Origin of the sequence: Flavobacterium akiainvivens, assembly GCF_001278115.1 — a bacterium.
Classification (GTDB): Bacteria; Bacteroidota; Bacteroidia; order Flavobacteriales; family Flavobacteriaceae; genus Flavobacterium; species Flavobacterium akiainvivens.
Window position 1 is genome coordinate 1,834,538 of record NZ_LIYD01000005.1, and the last position, 19,949, is coordinate 1,854,486.

Below are 19,949 nucleotides of genomic sequence, written 5' to 3' on the forward strand. Positions count from 1 at the left end.
TTAAAAAGTTCCTTAGCTAATAAGCTACTGAGATTCTTAGACATTTATATTTTTAAAGCCAAGTAGCTTAGTGGCTAAGTAGCTATAAATCTAAAATCCTTTTATTAATATCCTTAATAAGCTGCGGGCCTTCATAAATAAAGCCTGTATACAACTGAACCAGGCTTGCACCGGCTTCCAGCTTTTCTATGGCATCGTCAGCTGTATGTATGCCCCCAACCCCAATAATTGGGAACGCCTTACCGCTTTTCTCTGAAAGGAAACGTATTACCTCTGTAGAGCGCTTGGTTAACGGTTTACCACTAAGGCCGCCAGTTTCGGTTTTATTTTCAGACACCAGCCCCTCGCGAGATATGGTTGTGTTTGTGGCAATAACACCGGCGATTTTAGTAGTCTTAACTATGTCGATAATGTCCAGCAATTGTTCATCGGTCAAATCAGGTGCAATTTTAAGCAAAATGGGCTTTTGCTTAGGTCTAGCCTGGTTTTTATACTGTAAGGTTTTAAGCAGTGCCGTTAGCGGCTCTTTATCCTGTAGCTCACGCAGGTTGGGTGTATTGGGCGAACTTACATTCACCACAAAATAATCTACATAGTCATACAAGGCATCAAAGCATATTTCATAGTCTTTAACGGCATCTTCGTTGGGCGTAACTTTGTTCTTACCTATGTTACCACCTATCAGCACATGCCCTTTGCCTTTAGGGTTCTTTTTAAGGCGCTCTACAGCTACTTCAACACCATCGTTATTAAAGCCCATACGGTTTATAAGTGCGCTGTCTTCCCTAAGACGGAACAACCTCTTTTTAGGGTTGCCGTCCTGGGGCTTTGGCGTAAGCGTGCCTATTTCTATAAAACCGAAACCAAGGTTAGAAAGCTCTTTATAGAGCACTGCATTTTTATCAAGCCCTGCTGCAAGACCTACCGGGTTTTTAAACTTCAGCCCAAAAACCTCACGTTCCAGCCTCTTGTCTTCAACAGTATATAACGATTTGGACAGGGATATCAGCCCAAGTCGGCTGAGTAGCCTTATTGACGAAAATGTAAAATAGTGGACTTTTTCAGGGTCGAATTTAAAAAGCAGGGGCCTTATAAGCGATTTATACATTGTTTAGCGGTGTTGTTATGCAAATTTAGCATTATAACCCGAATTTATAAATTATACCAAAATTTTTAAGTAACATTTTTTCATATTTTTGATAAAAAGCCAAAGAATACAAGTGTTATGCTTAAAAATATTTTTACAAACCTCGTAAAGCAATATTCTGAACACACTATTGCTGAAATTTTGTGGACAGAAATTGAAAAAGCCTACACCGGCAAAAAACGCTACTACCACAATCTAAACCATTTAGAAAACCTGTACCGGGAACTTGAAGCCTGCCGCAATGAGGTTAACGATTGGGATACGGTATTATTCTCGCTTTTTTACCACGATATTGTATATAAGGCAACAGCCAAAAACAACGAAGAAAAAAGTGCCGAAGCAGCAGTAAAAGCCTTGAAACGCATCGGCTATCCAAATGATAAAATTGCCGCCTGCCACAAACAAATACTCGCCACTAAAAGCCACATTGCTACAGGAGATAACGACACCGACCTCTTTACCGATGCCGACCTCTCTATATTAGGCTACCCTCCTGATGCTTATGACACCTATACTGTTCAGGTGAGAAAAGAATATGTCATATACCCCGATTTTCTATACAAACCGGGCCGTTATAAAGTATTGGAACACTTTCTTGCCACAAAGCCGCTGTTTAAAACCAGTGTTTTTAGCGAGAAATATGAAACACAAGCTCTGGAAAATATCCGCCGGGAGATGGCACAACTAAAACCCATACAGTAATGTGCATTGTAGTATTTACAATAAGTTGTAAATTTGTACTACAAAAACAATAAAACCCTAAGATGGAGCACATCATAAACCGCTTTATCGGTTACGTAACCGTTGATACCGAAAGCGACCCAAACAGCAACACCACACCCAGTACTGCTAAACAATGGGACCTTGCCAATAAACTTGTTGAAGAACTGAAAGCCATAGGCCTTGAAGACGTTACCATAGACGAAAATGCCTACATTATGGCTACCTTGCCCAGCAATGTTGAGCACGATGTTCCGGTAATAGGGTTTATTTCGCACTTTGACACTACACCCGATTTTACCGGCGCTAACGTAAAGCCGCAGATAGTACCTAATTATGATGGTAACGATATTGTACTTAACGCTGAGCAAAACATTGTGCTTTCGCCAAAATACTTTAAAGACCTGCTGCAATATAAAGGCCAGACTATTATTACTACCGACGGCACTACCCTGCTTGGCGCTGATGACAAAGCCGGTATTACTGAGATTGTTTCGGCAATGGAATACCTTATACAAAACCCCGATATTAAGCACGGCAAAATACGCATAGGCTTTACGCCCGATGAAGAAATAGGCCGTGGTGCCCACAAATTTGACGTAGAGAAATTTGGCGCCGACTGGGCTTACACTATGGACGGCAGCCAGATAGGCGAGCTGGAGTATGAAAACTTTAATGCTGCGGGCGTTAAAATCACCTTCCGTGGTAAGAGCGTGCATCCGGGGTATGCTAAGGGCAAGATGATTAATTCTATGCTACTTGCCAACAAATTCATTTCGCAACTTCCAAAAGAGGAAGTACCTGAAAAGACCAAGGGTTATGAAGGTTTCTTTCACGTAACGGGCATTACCGGCAGTATTGAAGAGAGCACCGTGCAGCTTATCATCCGCGACCACGATGCAAAAGAATTCAAGAAACGCAAAAAACTGGTTAAAAACCTGGCTGACAGCATAAACCGTAAATTCAAAAAACAATACGGCGGCGATATTGTTACAGCCGAGATAAATGACCAGTATTATAATATGAAAGAAAAGGTTGAGCCTGTTTTCCATATTGTAAAAATTGCCGAAAAGGCTATGAAAGAGCTGGGCATTAAACCCATCATTAAGCCTATACGCGGCGGTACCGATGGTTGCCAGCTAAGCTACAAAGGCCTGCCATGCCCTAACATTTTTGCCGGTGGGCATAACTTCCACGGCAAGTATGAATATGTTCCTGTAGAGAGCATGGTTAAGGCTACTGAGGTTATTGTGCGCATTGCCGAGCTTACTGCAAAAAAGAATAGCAAAGCCAAAAATGGAAAAGGATAAGAAAACGTGGAATAAATCTGAACTCTGGACTAATGAGCTTGAGGTACTGAAATCCATAATAAATACTACCGGGCTGACTGAAACCACCAAGTGGGGCGGCCCGGTTTATACCCTTAACGGCAAGAACGTCCTTGGCATAGGCGGCTTTAAAAACTACTTTACCATTTGGTTTTTTAAAGGCGTTTTTCTTAAAGACGAAGCCGGTGTTTTGGTCAATGCCAATGAAGAAAACACCAAATCGCTCAGGCAGTGGCGCTTTGAATCAGTTAACGATATAAACGAAAAGCTCGTTTTAAGCTACATAAATGAAGCTATTGCTGTTGAGCAGGCAGGCTTGGGCATAAAGCCTCAGAGCCGCGAAATACCTGTACCCGAAATACTGCAACAGGAACTGGACGCAAACCCTGAATTAAAAGCCGCGTTTGAGGCTTTTACCCCCTTTAAACAAAAGGAATTTAACGAATATGTAGGCGAGGCCAAACAGGAAAAAACAAAGCTTGCACGGCTCGAAAAAATACGCACCCTCATATTTGAAGGACGCGGGCTAAACGACCGTTACCGCAAGTAAAAAACTGCTAATTTTTATTTTTACCCCAATCATAAAAGCATAAGGATTTTCGTTATAATTGTAGTATAATTTAACACCTTCCTATACTTTTATGAAAACACTCCTATTGCCTGTAATTTTCTTTACAGCGCTTTTCAGCACCCCTGTGTGTACCGCCCAGGACGAAGACGTAAACCTGATTACCGAAGAAGACTGGAACACGATTATCCCTTACCTGGTTGAAGAAGATTTTGCCAATGCAGAAAAGGTAAGCCTTGAGTTTTTAAGCCGTTTTAAAGGCGATGACGAAATGAGCGATGAGGCAGGTATAGTACGCTATATGTACCTGCATACCATAGGCGGACTGGTAGGCAACAAAGAAATAAGTAAGGAAGAAGCCGAAAAAAAACTAAAAGGCTTTGAAGGCAAAGTAATTATTACCCCTTTTAACAAATATAAAACCAAGGGAATGTTTAACTACCTGAGCCTGGCAGAAGACGGTAAGGCCTGGCGCAAATGCGCCACTAACGAAGGTGCAACGGTTATTTATATGTTTGAAACCTTTGAGATGGAAGACAAGCTGCTGCTGGATAATGCCGATAAATATGAAGGCAAAAACCTGCGGATGGTAGCCCTCATAAAATCTGTAGGCACGGGCGGGTTTGCCATGCCACGGCTTGAAGTAACGTATTCTTCTACCGAAATATGGGATATGGAGGAAGAAGAATAGCCAACCCTGAAAAATAAAAAACCCACGCAATGCGTGGGTTTTTCTATATCAAAAAAATGTAATATTAAGCGTTTTGCTCAGCTACGATTTCGTAAGGAAGCTCAACAATAACATCACGGTGTAGCCTTACGCTGGCAGTATATTTACCAGTACGTTTAACAATACCACTTGTTATGTATTTCCTTTCGATAGGCTGTCCTGCTTTTTCAAGAGCCTCTGCAATATCAGCATTGGTAACAGAACCAAAAAGTTTCTCGCCACCTGCTTTAGCAGTTAGTTTAATTTCAACAGCTTTAAGAGCTTCTGCAGTTTTCTTAGCATCGTCTACAAGCTTTTGCTCTTTAAATGCCCTTTGTTTAAGGTTTTCAGCCAAAACTTTTTTGGCAGATGGAGTTGCCATAACAGCAAAACCTTGTGGGATAAGGAAGTTACGACCATAACCTGGCTTAACTGTAACTACATCATCTTTAAAACCTAAATTCTGTACGTCTTGTTTTAGGATTATTTCCATGTTGTTGTCCTTTTAATTTTTAGAAGTTAGCCCCACCGTAGCAGGGCAACAACTGTATTTATATTATTATTTTAGTAAATCCGCTACGTATGGCATTAACGCTAAATGACGTGCCCTTTTAACAGCTACAGATACTTTCCTTTGGTATTTTAGTGAAGTACCGGTTAGGCGACGAGGAAGGATTTTGCCCTGCTCGTTTACAAACTTCAATAGGAAGTCAGGATCTTTGTAATCAACATACTTGATACCTGCCTTTTTGAAACGGCAATATTTTTTTTGCTTGTTAGTTTCAATATTTAGAGGAGTAAGATACCTGATATCTCCATCCTTTTTTCCTTTAGCTGACTGTTCTATTGACATAATTAGTTTGCTTTAGATTTTAGTTTTTCCCTTCTTCTTTCTGCCCAAGATACAGCGTGTTTGTCAAGTGCTACGGTTAAGAAACGCATAACCCTTTCGTCACGGCGGAACTCAGTTTCAAAGCCTATAAGCACATCGGCCGGAGCTGTAAACTGGAACAGCGTGTAAAAGCCGCTCTTTTTGTTTTGGATTTCGTAGGCCATTTTCTTAAGACCCCAGTCTTCTTTAGACACGATCTCTGCACCCTTTGAAGTAAGGTAATCTTCAAACTTACTTACTGTTTCCTTTACCTGTGCTTCAGATAAAACGGGATTCAAGATGAAAACAGTTTCATAGTGATTCATAATAAAAAAATTTTGTTATAAAATTAGGTGCAAAAATAGTTATTATTTCTTAATTTGCAATATCAAATTTAGTTTTTTGAAAATGCCGGAAAAATGTTTAATTCTTTATATTTGTAAACATTCCAGCAAAACAAACAATTACTAAACATTATAAACACGCCTTATAGATGAAATTAAACTGTGTTGTTGTAGACGACAGTACAATACAGAGGATTACCATCGCAAAACTTGTAAAGGAACATCCGGAACTAAACCTTGTGGGAGACTTTTCTAATGCTACTGAAACCCGGGCCTGCCTGGCCAACAAAAAAGTAGACCTGCTGTTCCTGGATATAGAAATGCCTGTACAAAGCGGTTTTGACCTTTTAGACGGCCTTAAAAACAGGCCGCAGATTATTTTTGTGTCTTCTAAATCTGATTATGCACTGCGCGCTTTTGACTATGCTGCACTTGATTACCTGCAAAAACCGGTAACTAAAGACCGTTTTAACAAGGCCATACAAAAGGCCCTTGATATTCGCAGGATTGCTAAAGATGGCCCTGAAGAAGAAGGCGAATTTATTTTTGTAAAAAGCAACCTAAAGAATTTTAAGGTATACATAGATAAAATTAAGTGGGTAGAGGCATTTGGCGATTATATAAAGATAATTACCGAAGACGAAAGCCATCTGGTGCTGTCTACCATGAAATCTTTTGAAGCTGAGCTGCCTGCCAACAAGTTTTTGCGCGTACACAAATCATATATCATTAATATTGAAAAGGTAGAGCGCTTTAACAGCAAGGCCGCCGAGATAGGCGCCGCGAAAATTCCGCTGAGCAGGAACAAAAAGGAAGACCTGGCCATTGCACTGGGTAAAGATCAATAGGGGTCTACATTTACAGTAACTTTTATAGCGCGGTACTGTGGTATTGCATCAAGGCTGTCCAGCATTTTTTGTATGGATTGTTTTGTTTTGCCCAATGCCTGCCCAAGTGGTATTTTAACCATTATGGCACGTATATACTCATTGCGTATACGGCTTATGGCAGGCTCTTCAGGCCCCAGTACCGGCACGTTAAGGTTTTGGGCCATTACATTATACAGCCACATAGCGCCGTCTTTAAGCTTCTCATAATCTTTATGCTTTAGCACTATACGCACCATGCGGTGGTAGGGCGGGTATTTAAAGTTATGGCGTTCATACAGCTGTTCGCGGTACATACCCTCATAATCATTATCAGTTACCTGGCGGATAATGTTGTGGTGCGGGTTGTAGGTTTGTATCATTACCATACCCCTAACCTCTTTGCGCCCTGCCCTGCCTGCTACCTGCACCATAAGCTGGTAAGCTCGCTCAAATGCACGGAAATCAGGCTGGTAAAGCATATTATCGGCATTCAATATCCCTACAAGGCCCACGTTATCAAAGTGCAGCCCCTTGGCCAGCATTTGTGTACCAATAAGTATGTCTATTTCGCGGTTTTTAAAAGCATCTATAATTTTTTCATAGCCATGCTTGCCACGGGTGGTGTCCTGGTCCATACGCCAGGAGTTTTTAGCCGGAAAAAGCACCTTAAGCTCCTGCTCTATCTGCTCTGTACCAAAACCTTTTGTAGAAATATCGGTACTGTGGCAATGGTGACAATGGGTGGGGTTTGCAATATGGTAGGCGCAATAGTGGCAACGCAGCTGGTTTTTGTATTTGTAGTAGGTAAGGCTAACATCGCACTGCGGGCACTGCGGCACATGCCCGCAAGACATACACTCTACCCAAGGCGAAAACCCCCTTCGGTTTTGGAACAGGATAACCTGCCTGCCGTTAGCCAGGGTTTCGGCAATAGCCTCAGTTAATGTATCACTAAAATGGCCGGTCATTTGCTTACGCTTATACTTGTCTTTAACATCTACCAATACAATTTCGGGAGGCAACACCTTACCAAAGCGCTCTTTTAAAGCCACATAGCCATATTTACCGGAATTTACATTGGTATAACTTTCAATAGACGGCGTTGCCGAACCCAGCAATACCTTAGCGCCATGATAGTTAGCCAGCACAACAGCGGCATCGCGGGCATGGTATCTTGGGGCGGGATCCTGTTGCTTAAAGGTTTGCTCATGCTCCTCATCAATTACAATTAGCCCTAAATCCTGAAACGGCAGGAATAATGCCGAGCGGGCACCTATTACCACCTTAGCCTTTTCGCTGGCCTGCAATACCTGTTGCCAGGTTTCTATACGCTCATTATTAGTGTATTTGCTATGAAAAACCGCTACCTGGTTGCCAAAATAAGCCGTAAGCCTGCCCACTAACTGGGTTGTAAGGGCAATTTCTGGTAACAGGTACAGCACTTGCTTACCGGAAGCGATATACCCTTCTATAAGGCGGATGTAAATTTCAGTCTTACCGCTTGAGGTTACCCCATGAAAAAGCGTAACCGGAAATTGGTCAAAACTGCTTTTTATACCTTCAAAAGCTTCATTCTGCTTGTCCGAAAGTGAAAAATCAGCATCATCTTTTTTATGGAACCGCACGCGGTCTTCCTCAAGATGGTATTCTTCAAAAATATCCTTCTCAATCAGCGACTTTATAACAGCGGCTGTAGCGCCTGCTTCAGTTAGTTTTTTTACCGATACAGGCTTCTTTTCTTTTGCAAACAACTGAAAATAAAGCAGTACCGCTTCTCGCTGTTTTTCAGCCCTTGATAGCAACTGCAACAGTTCGCCAAGCTGTTCTTCTTTTAAAAACTCTTCCTGCAGGCGAATATACCGCACTGTTTTAGGCTTGTATTTTTCGTTTACTTCTTCCTGAAGCTGTATTGCACTCTTAGCCAGCATTTTGCCAAGAACCGGCAAAATGGTTTTCTTATTCAGTATAGCCGATACCTCTCCCACCTTAAGTGCAGACTGCTGTTGGAGAGCTTCAAACACCATAAATTCTTCATCAGAAAGTTCCATTCCATCAGTAAATCCGGGACGCATGGTTATTATGGTTTCGCTTTCAAGCAGGTAGCCTGTAGGTATTGCAGATTTATAAACCTCACCTAATGTGCACATATAGTAGCCTGCAACCCATTGCCAGTGTTTTAGCTGGGTTTCGGTTACAATAGGGTAATCATCAAGTATCTGGTGAATTTCTTTAGCCTCATAAAGCTGTGGCGGGTTTTGGTGCAGCTGTAGTACCAGCCCGGTGTATATTTTATTCTTACCAAAGGGCACAGCCACCCTCATGCCCGGATTCAAAAAATGATACTCTGCCTCATTGATAGCATAGGTAAACGTTTTTGGAACCGATAAAGGTAAAATAACCTGTATAAAATATGGCATTTGCATGGCTTTGGCTATACAAATATAAGCCCAATTTTAGAATTAGCCACTGCCACTGCTTCCACCCAATACTTATTAGCAGCTAAAACGAAACAGTACCGGGGTTTTAGAATGATTTTGTTAAGATAATTTAGTGAATTATTGGCATTTTCTTACCAAAATTTTAAAGGTTAAAAGGCCATCTTTGCACTACAACCTTCTAAAACTTTACAGCCATGAAAAGAAACATTGACTTAACCACTATTAAAAATTTCATCCTTGCTAATGCACTTACCGAAAATGTAATGCTAATGTTGCACCCTTCAAACTTTGAAAAGCTTGTAAAAACAGGCCAAAACAAGGTAAAATCGCTACGCATTGCAGGCATAAACGTAATACCGGACGACAACAACGAGATAAATGAAGGTGAAATTGATATACTTGAAGTACGATTCAACTAAACAATTACTTATACACTAATTAAGGCTCCTTAACGGGAGCCTTAATTTTTATACTTCGGTAAATATTTTTTCAAGGTCTTCTTTGCAAATGGGCTTTAACAGGTAATCTTTAACTATTTTGTCGTAGCCTTTTGCCTTATTGATATCTACTTCATCATTAGACGAGCTTATCATATAAATTTGCGATGGATGCGGCAGCGAGCCAAAGAGTTTATTATACTCTTCAATAAACTGCCAGCCATTCATAATAGGCATATTAACATCAAGCAATATAAGATCTGGCATTGTATTGCCGTCTTTATCGTTTTTTATTACCTCTATAGCCTCCTGGCCGTTATGAAAAAATGATGTTGCTACATTAATGCCATTTTGCTTAAACAGATTTTTAAGCAAAAAGTGGTATATTTTATCGTCATCAATAACAAATAAGCTATTAATCTTCATTAAAGTAAATTTTAAAGGTTGTACCCTTATTTACTTCGCTTTCCACCCTTATTTTCCCTCCCATGGCCTCTACCTGGTTTTTTGTTATAAACAGGCCTATTCCGCGCGAGTTTTGGTGTTTATGGAATGTTTTATACATACCAAAAAGCGAATTTTTGTGTTTTTTTAAATCAAGCCCCACACCGTTATCGGTTACCGAAAGTACCTTTACACCTTTCTCTACAGAAAAATCATAAGATATAACAGGCCTCCTCTCCGGGCTGGAATACTTGATGGCGTTTGTTGTAAAGTTAAGCAAAATACTTTCAAGATAAGCAGGATTATAGTTAACAGTTACATCAAGCGGTATATTAATTTCTATTACCACGCCATGCTTGGTTATTTCATTGTGCAGTATGGTAAGTATGTTTTTAAGGTAATGCCTTAAATTAAGGTCTTCCCTTGATATTTTAATTTCTGTTTGTATTTCTACAAGCTCTTTAAGGTGGCTAATGGTTACACTAAGCCCGTCTGATATACCTTCAAGGTGATCCAGCATTTCTTCCTTTTCCTGCTCATCTGTAGTAGTTTTAAACAGGTCAATGAGCATTTTAAGGTTACTGGCGTGCGACCTGAGATTGTGAGATACTATATGGGCAAAGTTGCTCAGCCTGTTGTTTTGGTTGCCTATAATGTTTATTGTATTACCCAGTTCAATCTCTTTTTCTTTCATCTGGGTAATATCCTTAACGGTGCCAATAGCCCTGTGCGGCATGCCGTTCTCGTCAAAATCAAGCGCCTGCCCCCTGCTAAGCACCCATATATAAGTACCGTTATTTACTAAAATACGGTATACGTTTTCATAATTTGGTGATATATCCGGGTTAGAAGCTACATTTTGAATGTGGTCTACCTTGCTTTTTTCATAATGTGCACGGTCTTCAGGGTGTATCCTGTTGGTCCACTCAGTATTAATTACATACTTGGCTTTCTCCTCATCACCCAGCATTTTACTTAACTGCGCCGAAAAATATACCTGGTTGGTATCCATATTCCAGTCCCACACACCTTCGGCTGCGGCGCTCATGGCAAACTCAAAGCGTTCTTCAGATTTTAGCAGTTTTTGCTCCTGTTCTTTCAGGCTGGTTATATCGCTTACGCGGGTGTAAAAGCATATAGAGCCGTCAAGCTTAAGCTCCGGCTTGCCACTAATACGCATCCACCTAAGGCCCTTTTTAGGCAGCACCACCCTGTATTCATATTCATAACGCACCAGCTTGTTTCTAGAAAACTGCAGCTTTTTCATGAATCCCGGGCGGTCTTCATCTACTATCCTTTCGTCCAGAAATATATCAGGGTTCTTTTTAAACTCTTTAGGAGACATTTCATAAACCTCCCTTACAGACTCACTACAATAGGCTATAGAAAAATAACCATGTGCATATACAGCCTTAAAAATAAGGTCGGGCACTTCATCAAGCAGCTTTTTATAAAAACCGTCTACACTCTCACTATCCTCACTATGTGGCATACTCAAAAATTAGGTGGGGAAATTATAAAATTATTTTTTAATTATTCTTATTATTTTCTTATCGCCTTGGATGAAAAGAAGTTAAAACATCCCTAAGGAATGTTTTATCAAGGTGCATATAAATCTCAGTTGTAGTAATAGATTCATGCCCCAGCATTAGCTGTATAGAGCGCAGGTCTGCCCCATTTTCCAGCAAATGCGTTGCAAATGAGTGCCTGAAGGTGTGCGGGCTAATGGTTTTATTAAGGCCTGTTTTTTCGGCCAGGCGCTTAATAATGGTAAATATCATGGCACGTGTTAATGCCTTGCCCCTGCGGTTTAAAAACAAAGTATCTTCATATCCTTTTTGAATAGCAAGATGCACCCTGTTGTTATCTTTATAAAAGCCTATATACTTTTGCACAGCCGGGCTAATGGGCACAAAACGCTGCTTACTGCCCTTGCCGGTAACTTTTATAAATCCTTCATCAAAAAACAGGTCGCTTATTTTTAAATCTACCAGTTCAGATACACGCAGGCCGCAGCCATAAAGGGTTTCCAGCATAGCACGGTTGCGCTCGCCTTCTGCCAAACTAAGGTCTATTGCTGCAATAAGGCTGTCAATCTCGGCCGTTGATAGCGTATCGGGTAGTTTTCGCATGGTTTTAGGCACCTCTACCAGCTCTACAGGATTATCATCTCTGTAGCCTTCAAACACAATATAGTTAAAAAAACTCTTAAGGCCGCTTATAAGCCGTGCCCTTGATTTGGGGTTTAACCCACTGCCTGCAACATCATAAATAAACTGCTGGATAAGCTCTTTAGATATGTCTTTGGGTGTATTTTCAACAGCATGGGCTTCAAGGTATTTTACCAGCTTTTGCAGGTCAAATTCATAATTTATAACCGAATTTGCCGATAGCCCCCGCTCTATTTTGAGGTAATTTTTATATTCATTTATATACCGCTGCCACGCCGCCATCCTCCGGTTAAAGTTATGTGAATTAAGAATTTCTTCGCAAAATAGCCAATTTTATTCAAATAATTTTGATTTCACAAAACTAAAACTTAAAAAGATGAAACTATTTAAATTATTATCGGCAGGGGCATTAATGCTTGGAGCCGTAACCGCAACTTCAGCTCAGGACACGAGCAACTCAACCCTTTCGCCAAGCTTTGGTGTAAAAGGTGGTGTTAACTTTGCCACAGTATCTGGCGATGACCTGGGTAACCCAGATTCAAGAACCAGTTTTCATGCAGGTGTATTTGGAGAGTTCCCTGTAGCCGAAATTTTTTCCCTACAGGTAGAGGCACTTTATTCAGGTCAGGGGTTTGACCTTGATTTTGAAGGCCCGGATGGCGATAAAGCAGAAGTTCAGCTAGATTACATTAACGTGCCGGTACTGGCTAAATTTTACCTTATGGAAGGCTTAAGTATTGAAGCGGGCCCGCAGTTTAGCTTTCTGGTAAATGACGAGTTTGATTTTAACCCCAACTCAGATAACGGCGATGTTCCCCTTGACAATGTAGACATTAACAAGTTTGATTTTGGTGTAACCGGTGGCCTTACTTTCCAAACAGCCATGGGTCTTTTTGCTACAGCAAGATACACCCAGGGGCTTAGCGAAATTGTAGACAATGTAGATGCAAAAAACGCTGTTTTTCAGGTTGGTGTAGGCTATAAATTCTAAACCATAGCAACATAATTAAAGTAAAAAACCTCCCGTTTCCGGGAGGTTTCCGTTTTTAAAATATAAATATAAATCAGAAAAAATTAAAATTTGTATATAATACCAAAGTTAATATTGGCAAGGTCAAGGCTTACGTTAAATGCATTTGTTGTTTCGGCACCATCAATATCAAGTTTTCTTGTGCTGTAATTTATAAAGCCAAATGTAGCCTCTAATGCCAGGTGCCTGGTTACAAAATAGTTAAAGCCGGGAGCAAATTCAACATCAAAAGCATTTACAGTAAAGTCTGTAGCCCAATCCATATTACTCTCCTGTTTTGTGGTTGCATAAGCCGCTGAAAGCTCAGTAAATATTGAGAAATTACTGGCCGGGGTAAAATAGTACCTGCCAAAAACACCCGCCTCAAAAGTGCTTGTCTTTGTTTCGTATGTAGTGCCTAAAAAGCTGTCTGTCTGGTCAGACTTTTGAGACCTATAGCCAAGGCCAACACCAAGTGCTATATTTTCGCTAACAAAATATCCTGCTTTTGGGGCTACAGTAAACTGGTTTGCTTTATAGTCGCCGGTTTTTTGTGTGCCAAAGCCAACAGTTCCTGAAATAAAAGCATCGCCTTTTAGAAAACCTGAAGCCGGTTCAGTTTCCTGTGCAAATGCAACAGTAATGCATAATAAAGTACTGAGTGAGAATAGTAATTTTTTCATTGGTCTAAATTGTTTGGTTATAACTTTTTAACAAGAATTTACATTACAACAAACGTGCCACTATATTTAACTTTTGAGCTGTTTAATGCCAAATTAGGGTTAAACATCATTACAATTAGTACTACTTTATTTACATTTGTTATATAAACCAATAACACATGAAGAGAGTATTACTTGCAGCGGCTATGGCACTATGCAGCTGTATTGCGGCAAATGCGCAGTTTGGCATAAAAGGCGGACTGAACTTTGCCAACCTGAAGGGAGATGCTGATGAAAACTTTAACGTTTATACAAACTTTCACATAGGCGGATTGTATGAAGCGCGTATTTTTAACCACGTGTATGTGCAGCCGGAATTACTGTATTCTGTTCAGGGTGCTAAGGTTAGGGATGAGGAAATAAAGCTTAACTACTTTACAGTACCGGTTATGCTTAAAGTATACCTTAACGGAAACTTCAACCTGCAGGCAGGCCCGCAAATGAGCATGTTGCTTAGTGAGTCTGATAATTTTGGGCCTTTCAGGAGTGAAACCTTTGATTTTGGATGGGCCGGTGGCCTTGAGTTTTTTGTAACAGACGGATTTTTTATACAGGCAAGGTATTATGCCGGGTCTAACGAAATATCGGGCAATACCGACCTGAAGAACAGGGTGGTTAGCGCCTCTATTGGATTTGTATTTTAAAACCCAACTATAACTAAAACAATAATTATGAAAAAACTGATTGTAGCAGCAGCCCTTTTTATGGGTGCTTTAACCGCACAGGCCCAAGGACTTAACTTAGGTATTAAGGCAGGTGCCAACTTTGCCAACTTTAACGGCGATGTAGATACCGATGGTATAACCAGCTTTCACGCAGGTGCCGTGCTGGAGCTTAACATTGTACCTATGTTCTCGGTTCAGGCTGAAGGTATGTTCTCTACCGTGGGTGCAGAGTATGATAATGCCTTTGGTGCCGCCGAAGACATTAACCTTGATTATATCTCGGTTCCGGTGCTGGCTAAGTTTTACGTACTGCCTAATACACTAAGCTTTACTGCCGGCCCACAGTTTTCGTTCCTGGTAAGTGATGCCGGTGATATCTTCGAAACCAAGAAGTTTGAACTTGCCGCATCGGGTGGTGTAGAGCTTAAAATCATTGCCGGGCTTTTTGCACAGGCGCGGTACAACATAGGCCTTACCAACGTTAACGACAGCACTGTAGCAGGCGACGTTAAGAACGGTGTATTCCAGCTTTCTGTAGGATACTTTTTCTAAAATTTTTGATAAAAATTCAAAGAACCGGTTTGCCCGATGGGTATAACCGGTTTTTTATTTTGATTTACTGTTAAATTATTCATTATACCCAATCATATTTGTAAGGATACTTTTATTTTTACATATAAATAAACACAAATGGAAATCATTATTATTAACGGCCCTAACCTCAACCTGTTAGGCACCCGTGAACCCGAAATATACGGCGGCCGCACTTTTGACGATTACATGGCCGAACTGCAACAAAAGTTTCCTGATATCAAACTGTCTTATTACCAGAGCAATATAGAGGGCGAAATCATCAACAAGCTGCACGAAACGGGCTTTACCCATACGGGTATCATACTCAATGCCGGGGCATATACCCATACCTCAATTGGCATTGGCGATGCTATAAAGGCCATTACCACCCCCGTTGTAGAAGTGCACATAAGCAATACTTTTTCGCGCGAAACCTTTAGGCATCAGTCGTTTATATCGCCGGTATCGGCAGGAGTCATTATTGGCTTTGGCCTGAAAAGCTATGAGCTGGCATTACAATCATTCATTTACCGTACATGAAGCAATTAGCCGTTATACTGTTCCTGTTGTTGGGCTATGTTACTGTAGCCCAGGTTAAAGGCCGTGTTACCGATGCCAAAGGCAACCCCGTGCCCTATACCGCCATTACCGTTCAGGGAACTTATACCGGTACTTCATCTAACGAAAACGGCTTTTACCAGTTAGAGCTCGCTAAGGGCAAATACATCCTCGTTTTCAGGTCTATTGGGTTTAAAACCAAAGAAATAGCCATCACTGTAACGCAACAGCCCCTCAATCAGAATATTACCCTTGAAGCCGAAAGCTATACCCTTCAGGAACTGGTTATTGGCGATGTAAACCCGGCTAAAGACTTTATAACCAGCGCCATAAAAGCGCGAAAGGCTAATGCTGCCAAAACCGCTGAATATGAGGCTGATTTCTACTCCCGTGGGGTAATGCGCCTCAAGAATGTACCTAAGAGCATACTGGGCCAGGAAATAGGCGATTTAGGTGCCTCAATAGATACTACAACGCATGAAGGTATACTGTATCTATCTGAAACAGTGTCGCATATAAAATATAAAGACGGCAGGCTCAATGAGCGTGTTGTTGCCAGCAAAACTAGCGGCGATGACGAGTACAGCTACAACAATGCCGATGCCGCTAATTTTGACCTGTACCAAAACTACCTGCCCTTTCAGGTTAATGTAATATCGCCCATTGCCGATAACGCCCTTAACTACTATGATTATCAACAGGAAAGCACTTTTAAAGATGCTGGTGGCCAGCTGGTTAGCAAGATAAAAGTAACCCCAAAAAGCACCAATACCCCCACCGTTAGCGGCTATATTTACATTGTTAACAACACCTGGGAGGTATATGCCGCCGAGCTAACCGTTTTGGGCAGCAACATACGCCAACCGTTACTTAACACACTGACCATCAGGCAAAATTACAGCTACAACACTACGGCAAAACTGTGGAGCAAAAGCGTACAGGTGGTAGAGTTTGAACTTAGCCTGCTCGATGTAAAGTCCTTAGGTACATTCACTTATGTATACAGCAACTACAATTACAGCCCGGGTTTTACCAGAGACAGCCTTACCGCCGAGATTCAATACTTTGAACCAGAGGGCAATACACGTCCTGACAGCTACTGGGCAGCCAACCGCCGCATACCCCTAACCCCCGAAGAACAAGCCGATTACGCTAAAAAAGGTCGTCTTGAGGAACTTGCCAAAACCAAGTCCTACCAGGACAGCATAGACCGCGGCCGCAACCGCTTTAACTGGACATCGCCCATACTGGGGTATACCTACCGCAATACCTACGATAAATGGCAGCTAAACTTCATTGGCATTGCCAGAAGACTGGCTTTCAACACAGTACAGGCCTACTGGCTGGGTCCGGGGGCATCGTTTACCAAGTTTCATGATAATAACGGCTACACTACCGTTGGCGCCGACCTCAACTATGGTTTTGCCGAGAAACGCCTGCGTGCTACGGGTTATATTACCCACAAATTCAACAACATAACCAAGCGTACCGTTACCCTTAGCGGAGGCAGCAGTATAGAGCAGTTTAACCCCGAAAAGCCTATAAACAAGATAGTTAACAGCATCAGCACCCTCTTTTTCAGGGACAATTACATGAAGCTGTACGATAATAACTTCCTGAGGGTCAACTATGAAGAAGAGGTTCTAAACGGCCTGTACCTGTACGGCAGCTTTGAGTATACCCGCCGCAGGTCGCTGTTTAACAACACCAACTTCAGTACCCTTAAAGATGCCTACAAACCCTACATGAGCAACAACCCCATGCTGCTTAATGATGACAACACAACTCCGGCCTTTACACAGCACAATATGCTAAAAGCCAGCATTATGGCACGCATCAGCTTTGGGCAAACCTACCGCACCAGGCCCAATGGCAGGGAGACCATAAGCAATGATAAATACCCCCGCGTGTACCTTAAATATGAGAAGGGTTTTGCCGCCAGTATAGACGATTACAATTTCGACCATCTATCGGCAAGGGTAACGTATGATACTGATTTTGGGGACGTTGGTATACTTGGCACCAACTTCCGTGCAGGAAAATTCTTCAATTCCGAGGGGATGTCTTTTGTAGATTACCGCCATTTTAACGGCAACCAAACCCATGTGGGCCGTAGCGAGCGCTACCTCAACGTGTTTAACTTCCTGCCTTACTACACACATAGTACTGATAACCAATACCTTGAAACACATCTGGAACACCATTTCAACGGGTACTTAACCAATTCTGTACCGCTGTTTAACAAGCTAAACTACTATCTTGTAGCAGGTTACCACGCCCTTGCAATGCCCGACCGCAACCCGTATATGGAATTTACCATAGGGCTCGACAATGTGGGCTGGGGCAAATTCAGGTTGTTGCGCATTGATTACATCCGTTCTTATGAAGGAAAATTCTTATCAGACGGGGTAGTTTTCGGGCTTACATTTATCGACTTCCTCGAATAGTGTAATTTCTTACATTTTAAGAAAATTTTAACGCTAATTTTTCACTTTTGGACTTTGAAATTCAGTTTCAAAGTCGAAAGTCAAAAGTCAGAAAGTTTTGGGGATGGAAAATCAGAATCTGAAACCAAAATTCATTCCAAAAAATTCGATGAAAAATTTTTAGAAAATAATTTCATTTTAATTTAGAAAATTTTCGTAATTTTGCAGCATAGATTTTTCCTCCATACTGCCACCTAAATTTTTCCTTTCAATTTTCAGCTGTCTGAAAACCGGTTTTGCCGTTCTTTGAAATTTTGGGATAAATTATTTTTTCAGGCCGTCAATTTTAGCCCTGATAATTTTCATGGCATCAGCGTGTAGCAATACCCTATCCGCGTCTATATCATCAAGACCTTGGTTTATGCTCTTTTTTTGAGCATCTGTCAATCCTGTATACCAATCTTTATTTTCCATAATAATACTATTTCCCGCCCTCCAAATTTTTCTTGTTGCGGAAAACGCTGCTTTTAAAGTCCTGTAGCGGTTCGCGGTGGCGGTAGCGCTCTATGTCTTCCCAGGTGGCACACTTAACGCTCATGGTTTCGCCAAATATTTCCATAGGCAGGCTCACGGCTTCTACCCCGCTAAGGTCTTCCTTTAAAAAATACTCCATATCCTCAAGGCTGTAAAACCAGTCGCGGTCAAACTGTACTTTGTGTATCGAGGCATCTTTGCGCACTATGGCTTCGGTTATCTTTTTCATGGCGATGTATGTTGAGTAAACAAAGTTAAGCAATTTGTTGTTTGGCAACAGTGCGCAATACAGGCGTAAAGTTTAACATAAGTTCTGCGCCAATGCATTGTAAAAACCTGTAAATTAGCGTAAACCTCAATCTTATGAAACTTTTTATCCTCCTTTTGCTTTTGTGTACCTCAGCCATAAAAGCGCAAAATGTTGTTTTTGATGCATCCGGCAGGGCAGTTTTTAAACGGGAATATCCGGGCAAAACCGCTGACGAAATTTACAAAGGCGTATATTCATTCATAACATCATATTACGGCTACCATGAAGAAAGAATGCAAGCCGACTCCATAACCAAAACATTACATCTACAAAAAGGCGAAATACTTGACGTGCTTTGCCGCAAATATTTTTCGGGTAAAAAACCCGAAGTAATAGGTGCTTTTGAAATGAGAGTACAAATTACAGATGGAAAAATTGATGGGTACATACAACACCTTAACTTTCACATTTATGGTTTAGACTATTATATCGACTTTAAAAAACTACAATCCGGTGAGCCTGACCCTTTAATTTTTGAAAATGAGTATGAAAACTATTGCAACCAGTTTACAGCATTTTTAAACTGTATGTCGCGAGCTATTACTACCGGTATCTTAAAATATGAATTTGGTATTAACCTTAATAAAGCACTCTATAGCCAACAGCCGTTACAACTTAACGAACAGGGGATTGCTACAGCAATCCTGACCTTTGAAAAGGATGAAAGTACGTTGCAGTATCTTGTAGATTCTTTTTTACACAAACACTACTTTATGGGCATACCTGTAATTGAACAACCGGAGCCCAACGCAAAAACCATTGTTGTAGAGGGAGGGTTGTTTGATGTATTTAATAACAGGTCATCACATAAAACCAATCGTAATCCTATTATTAATGCATCAAACATAATAACCATTAAAGTTGATGGTAATACGGTTAGCCTTACTATACAGCACAAAGATTTTATTGATGATAACGACAAAATAATCAGCGCCACTTTTAGTGATGCCCTGCATTCTAAAAACTATTTTAAAGGCACAACAGCCGAACAAAAGCAGTATTTAATCAAAAATTACAACACTTTTTTAAGCAGCCTTAAGTATTATATTGATAAGGGCGAAATGGGGCAGTAAAAGATTTCCGGTAGATACACATTAAATGTGTCT

23 protein-coding genes are annotated in these 19,949 nt (G+C 41.0%); 12 read left to right on the forward strand and 11 right to left on the reverse strand.

Features of this window, described 5'->3' with window-relative positions:
• Window positions 1-82: 82 nt before the first annotated feature.
• A complete protein-coding gene (locus AM279_RS08100; RefSeq protein WP_054407436.1) occupies window positions 83-1,108 on the reverse strand; it encodes a quinone-dependent dihydroorotate dehydrogenase in 1,026 nt (341 codons plus the stop codon).
• A gap of 117 nt (window positions 1,109-1,225) precedes the next feature.
• Between AM279_RS08100 and AM279_RS08105 the strand changes: the two genes are divergently transcribed.
• The 4 genes from AM279_RS08105 to AM279_RS08120 all read left to right on the forward strand — a co-directional run bounded on the left by AM279_RS08105 (window position 1,226) and on the right by AM279_RS08120 (window position 4,454).
• Window positions 1,226-1,849 (forward strand): HD domain-containing protein, encoded by a 624-nt coding sequence (locus AM279_RS08105; protein WP_054407438.1) that lies wholly within the window; start codon window positions 1,226-1,228, stop codon window positions 1,847-1,849.
• A 62-nt stretch (window positions 1,850-1,911) separates the two neighbouring features.
• Entirely contained in the window at window positions 1,912-3,177 is a 1,266-nt protein-coding gene (gene pepT / locus AM279_RS08110; protein WP_054407439.1) for a peptidase T, read from the forward strand.
• Window positions 3,164-3,745 (forward strand): YdeI/OmpD-associated family protein, encoded by a 582-nt coding sequence (locus tag AM279_RS08115; protein WP_054407441.1) that lies wholly within the window; start codon window positions 3,164-3,166, stop codon window positions 3,743-3,745. The genes pepT and AM279_RS08115 overlap by 14 nt, the downstream gene beginning before the upstream one ends.
• 91 nt (window positions 3,746-3,836) lie before the next feature.
• Window positions 3,837-4,454, forward strand: a complete 618-nt coding sequence (locus AM279_RS08120) for a hypothetical protein (protein WP_054407444.1) — start codon at window positions 3,837-3,839, stop codon at window positions 4,452-4,454.
• 64 nt (window positions 4,455-4,518) lie between these two features.
• Here AM279_RS08120 and rplI read toward each other — a convergent pair whose 3' ends face one another.
• The 3 genes from rplI to rpsF all read right to left on the reverse strand — a co-directional run bounded on the left by rplI (window position 4,519) and on the right by rpsF (window position 5,669).
• The gene (gene rplI / locus AM279_RS08125) at window positions 4,519-4,965 is read right to left on the reverse strand and encodes a 50S ribosomal protein L9 (RefSeq protein WP_054407446.1); all 447 of its coding nucleotides are present in this window, start codon (window positions 4,963-4,965) and stop codon (window positions 4,519-4,521) included.
• Between the two features lie 66 nt (window positions 4,966-5,031).
• Window positions 5,032-5,328 carry a 30S ribosomal protein S18 gene (rpsR, locus tag AM279_RS08130; protein ID WP_054407447.1) on the reverse strand — a complete coding sequence of 99 codons (297 nt, stop codon included), beginning with the start codon at window positions 5,326-5,328 and terminating at the stop codon, window positions 5,032-5,034.
• Window positions 5,328-5,669, reverse strand: coding sequence for a 30S ribosomal protein S6 (rpsF, locus tag AM279_RS08135; protein ID WP_054407450.1), 342 nt, complete (start codon window positions 5,667-5,669; stop codon window positions 5,328-5,330). Before rpsF ends, rpsR begins: the two co-directional genes overlap by 1 nt.
• 167 nt (window positions 5,670-5,836) lie before the next feature.
• Between rpsF and AM279_RS08140 the strand changes: the two genes are divergently transcribed.
• Window positions 5,837-6,535 (forward strand): LytR/AlgR family response regulator transcription factor, encoded by a 699-nt coding sequence (locus AM279_RS08140; protein ID WP_054407451.1) that lies wholly within the window; start codon window positions 5,837-5,839, stop codon window positions 6,533-6,535.
• On the opposite strand, the gene priA is transcribed toward AM279_RS08140, so the two are convergent.
• Window positions 6,529-8,973 carry a replication restart helicase PriA gene (priA, locus tag AM279_RS08145; protein ID WP_054407453.1) on the reverse strand — a complete coding sequence of 815 codons (2,445 nt, stop codon included), beginning with the start codon at window positions 8,971-8,973 and terminating at the stop codon, window positions 6,529-6,531. The two genes, AM279_RS08140 and priA, sit on opposite strands and share 7 nt — an antisense overlap.
• 215 nt (window positions 8,974-9,188) lie before the next feature.
• Between priA and AM279_RS08150 the strand changes: the two genes are divergently transcribed.
• Entirely contained in the window at window positions 9,189-9,413 is a 225-nt protein-coding gene (locus AM279_RS08150) for a hypothetical protein (RefSeq protein WP_054407456.1), read from the forward strand.
• A 48-nt stretch (window positions 9,414-9,461) separates the two neighbouring features.
• On the opposite strand, the gene AM279_RS08155 is transcribed toward AM279_RS08150, so the two are convergent.
• Genes AM279_RS08155 through AM279_RS08165 form a run of 3 tightly spaced genes read right to left on the reverse strand, consistent with a single transcriptional unit; the run spans window position 9,462 to window position 12,328 of the window.
• Window positions 9,462-9,857, reverse strand: coding sequence for a response regulator (locus AM279_RS08155; RefSeq protein ID WP_054407458.1), 396 nt, complete (start codon window positions 9,855-9,857; stop codon window positions 9,462-9,464).
• Window positions 9,847-11,367, reverse strand: a complete 1,521-nt coding sequence (locus AM279_RS08160) for a sensor histidine kinase (RefSeq protein WP_054407461.1) — start codon at window positions 11,365-11,367, stop codon at window positions 9,847-9,849. Before AM279_RS08160 ends, AM279_RS08155 begins: the two co-directional genes overlap by 11 nt.
• Window positions 11,368-11,425: 58 nt before the next feature.
• Window positions 11,426-12,328: a site-specific tyrosine recombinase gene (locus AM279_RS08165; RefSeq protein WP_054407463.1), complete on the reverse strand. Its 903-nt coding sequence runs from the start codon at window positions 12,326-12,328 to the stop codon at window positions 11,426-11,428.
• Window positions 12,329-12,422: 94 nt separating this feature from the next.
• Between AM279_RS08165 and AM279_RS08170 the strand changes: the two genes are divergently transcribed.
• Window positions 12,423-13,037 (forward strand): porin family protein, encoded by a 615-nt coding sequence (locus AM279_RS08170; RefSeq protein WP_054407465.1) that lies wholly within the window; start codon window positions 12,423-12,425, stop codon window positions 13,035-13,037.
• Between the two features lie 83 nt (window positions 13,038-13,120).
• Here the strand turns inward: AM279_RS08170 and AM279_RS08175 are convergent, their stop codons facing one another.
• Window positions 13,121-13,738 (reverse strand): outer membrane beta-barrel protein, encoded by a 618-nt coding sequence (locus AM279_RS08175; protein WP_054407466.1) that lies wholly within the window; start codon window positions 13,736-13,738, stop codon window positions 13,121-13,123.
• Window positions 13,739-13,896: 158 nt separating this feature from the next.
• On the opposite strand from AM279_RS08175, the gene AM279_RS08180 reads away from it, so the two are divergent.
• The 4 genes from AM279_RS08180 to AM279_RS08195 all read left to right on the forward strand — a co-directional run bounded on the left by AM279_RS08180 (window position 13,897) and on the right by AM279_RS08195 (window position 18,020).
• Complete coding sequence (locus tag AM279_RS08180; RefSeq protein WP_054407468.1) at window positions 13,897-14,421, forward strand: porin family protein; 525 nt, start codon at window positions 13,897-13,899, stop codon at window positions 14,419-14,421.
• Between the two features lie 27 nt (window positions 14,422-14,448).
• Window positions 14,449-14,994, forward strand: coding sequence for a porin family protein (locus AM279_RS08185; RefSeq protein ID WP_054407470.1), 546 nt, complete (start codon window positions 14,449-14,451; stop codon window positions 14,992-14,994).
• Window positions 14,995-15,132: 138 nt separating this feature from the next.
• On the forward strand, window positions 15,133-15,555 hold the full coding sequence (gene aroQ / locus AM279_RS08190) for a type II 3-dehydroquinate dehydratase (RefSeq protein ID WP_054407473.1): 423 nt from the start codon (window positions 15,133-15,135) through the stop codon (window positions 15,553-15,555).
• Window positions 15,552-18,020, forward strand: coding sequence for a DUF5686 and carboxypeptidase regulatory-like domain-containing protein (locus AM279_RS08195; RefSeq protein ID WP_054407474.1), 2,469 nt, complete (start codon window positions 15,552-15,554; stop codon window positions 18,018-18,020). The genes aroQ and AM279_RS08195 overlap by 4 nt, the downstream gene beginning before the upstream one ends.
• 303 nt (window positions 18,021-18,323) lie before the next feature.
• Here AM279_RS08195 and AM279_RS20625 read toward each other — a convergent pair whose 3' ends face one another.
• Together AM279_RS20625 and AM279_RS08200 are read right to left on the reverse strand one after the other, a co-directional pair.
• Window positions 18,324-18,473 (reverse strand): hypothetical protein, encoded by a 150-nt coding sequence (locus AM279_RS20625; RefSeq protein ID WP_160316436.1) that lies wholly within the window; start codon window positions 18,471-18,473, stop codon window positions 18,324-18,326.
• A 7-nt stretch (window positions 18,474-18,480) separates the two neighbouring features.
• On the reverse strand, window positions 18,481-18,762 hold the full coding sequence (locus AM279_RS08200) for a hypothetical protein (protein ID WP_054407476.1): 282 nt from the start codon (window positions 18,760-18,762) through the stop codon (window positions 18,481-18,483).
• A 134-nt stretch (window positions 18,763-18,896) separates the two neighbouring features.
• Between AM279_RS08200 and AM279_RS08205 the strand changes: the two genes are divergently transcribed.
• Window positions 18,897-19,916: a hypothetical protein gene (locus AM279_RS08205; protein ID WP_054407478.1), complete on the forward strand. Its 1,020-nt coding sequence runs from the start codon at window positions 18,897-18,899 to the stop codon at window positions 19,914-19,916.
• Window positions 19,917-19,949: the final 33 nt, after the last annotated feature.

Coding starts and splice junctions, on each gene's coding strand:
- AM279_RS08100 (WP_054407436.1), bottom strand. CDS start 1,108: ATGTATAAATCGCTTATAAGGCCCCTGCTTTTTAAATTCGACCCTGAA.
- AM279_RS08105 (WP_054407438.1), top strand. CDS start 1,226: ATGCTTAAAAATATTTTTACAAACCTCGTAAAGCAATATTCTGAACAC.
- pepT (WP_054407439.1), top strand. CDS start 1,912: ATGGAGCACATCATAAACCGCTTTATCGGTTACGTAACCGTTGATACC.
- AM279_RS08115 (WP_054407441.1), top strand. CDS start 3,164: ATGGAAAAGGATAAGAAAACGTGGAATAAATCTGAACTCTGGACTAAT.
- AM279_RS08120 (WP_054407444.1), top strand. CDS start 3,837: ATGAAAACACTCCTATTGCCTGTAATTTTCTTTACAGCGCTTTTCAGC.
- rplI (WP_054407446.1), bottom strand. CDS start 4,965: ATGGAAATAATCCTAAAACAAGACGTACAGAATTTAGGTTTTAAAGAT.
- rpsF (WP_054407450.1), bottom strand. CDS start 5,669: ATGAATCACTATGAAACTGTTTTCATCTTGAATCCCGTTTTATCTGAA.
- AM279_RS08140 (WP_054407451.1), top strand. CDS start 5,837: ATGAAATTAAACTGTGTTGTTGTAGACGACAGTACAATACAGAGGATT.
- priA (WP_054407453.1), bottom strand. CDS start 8,973: ATGCCATATTTTATACAGGTTATTTTACCTTTATCGGTTCCAAAAACG.
- AM279_RS08150 (WP_054407456.1), top strand. CDS start 9,189: ATGAAAAGAAACATTGACTTAACCACTATTAAAAATTTCATCCTTGCT.
- AM279_RS08155 (WP_054407458.1), bottom strand. CDS start 9,857: ATGAAGATTAATAGCTTATTTGTTATTGATGACGATAAAATATACCAC.
- AM279_RS08160 (WP_054407461.1), bottom strand. CDS start 11,367: ATGCCACATAGTGAGGATAGTGAGAGTGTAGACGGTTTTTATAAAAAG.
- AM279_RS08165 (WP_054407463.1), bottom strand. CDS start 12,328: ATGGCGGCGTGGCAGCGGTATATAAATGAATATAAAAATTACCTCAAA.
- AM279_RS08170 (WP_054407465.1), top strand. CDS start 12,423: ATGAAACTATTTAAATTATTATCGGCAGGGGCATTAATGCTTGGAGCC.
- AM279_RS08175 (WP_054407466.1), bottom strand. CDS start 13,738: ATGAAAAAATTACTATTCTCACTCAGTACTTTATTATGCATTACTGTT.
- AM279_RS08180 (WP_054407468.1), top strand. CDS start 13,897: ATGAAGAGAGTATTACTTGCAGCGGCTATGGCACTATGCAGCTGTATT.
- AM279_RS08185 (WP_054407470.1), top strand. CDS start 14,449: ATGAAAAAACTGATTGTAGCAGCAGCCCTTTTTATGGGTGCTTTAACC.
- aroQ (WP_054407473.1), top strand. CDS start 15,133: ATGGAAATCATTATTATTAACGGCCCTAACCTCAACCTGTTAGGCACC.
- AM279_RS08195 (WP_054407474.1), top strand. CDS start 15,552: ATGAAGCAATTAGCCGTTATACTGTTCCTGTTGTTGGGCTATGTTACT.
- AM279_RS20625 (WP_160316436.1), bottom strand. CDS start 18,473: ATGGAAAATAAAGATTGGTATACAGGATTGACAGATGCTCAAAAAAAG.
- AM279_RS08200 (WP_054407476.1), bottom strand. CDS start 18,762: ATGAAAAAGATAACCGAAGCCATAGTGCGCAAAGATGCCTCGATACAC.
- AM279_RS08205 (WP_054407478.1), top strand. CDS start 18,897: ATGAAACTTTTTATCCTCCTTTTGCTTTTGTGTACCTCAGCCATAAAA.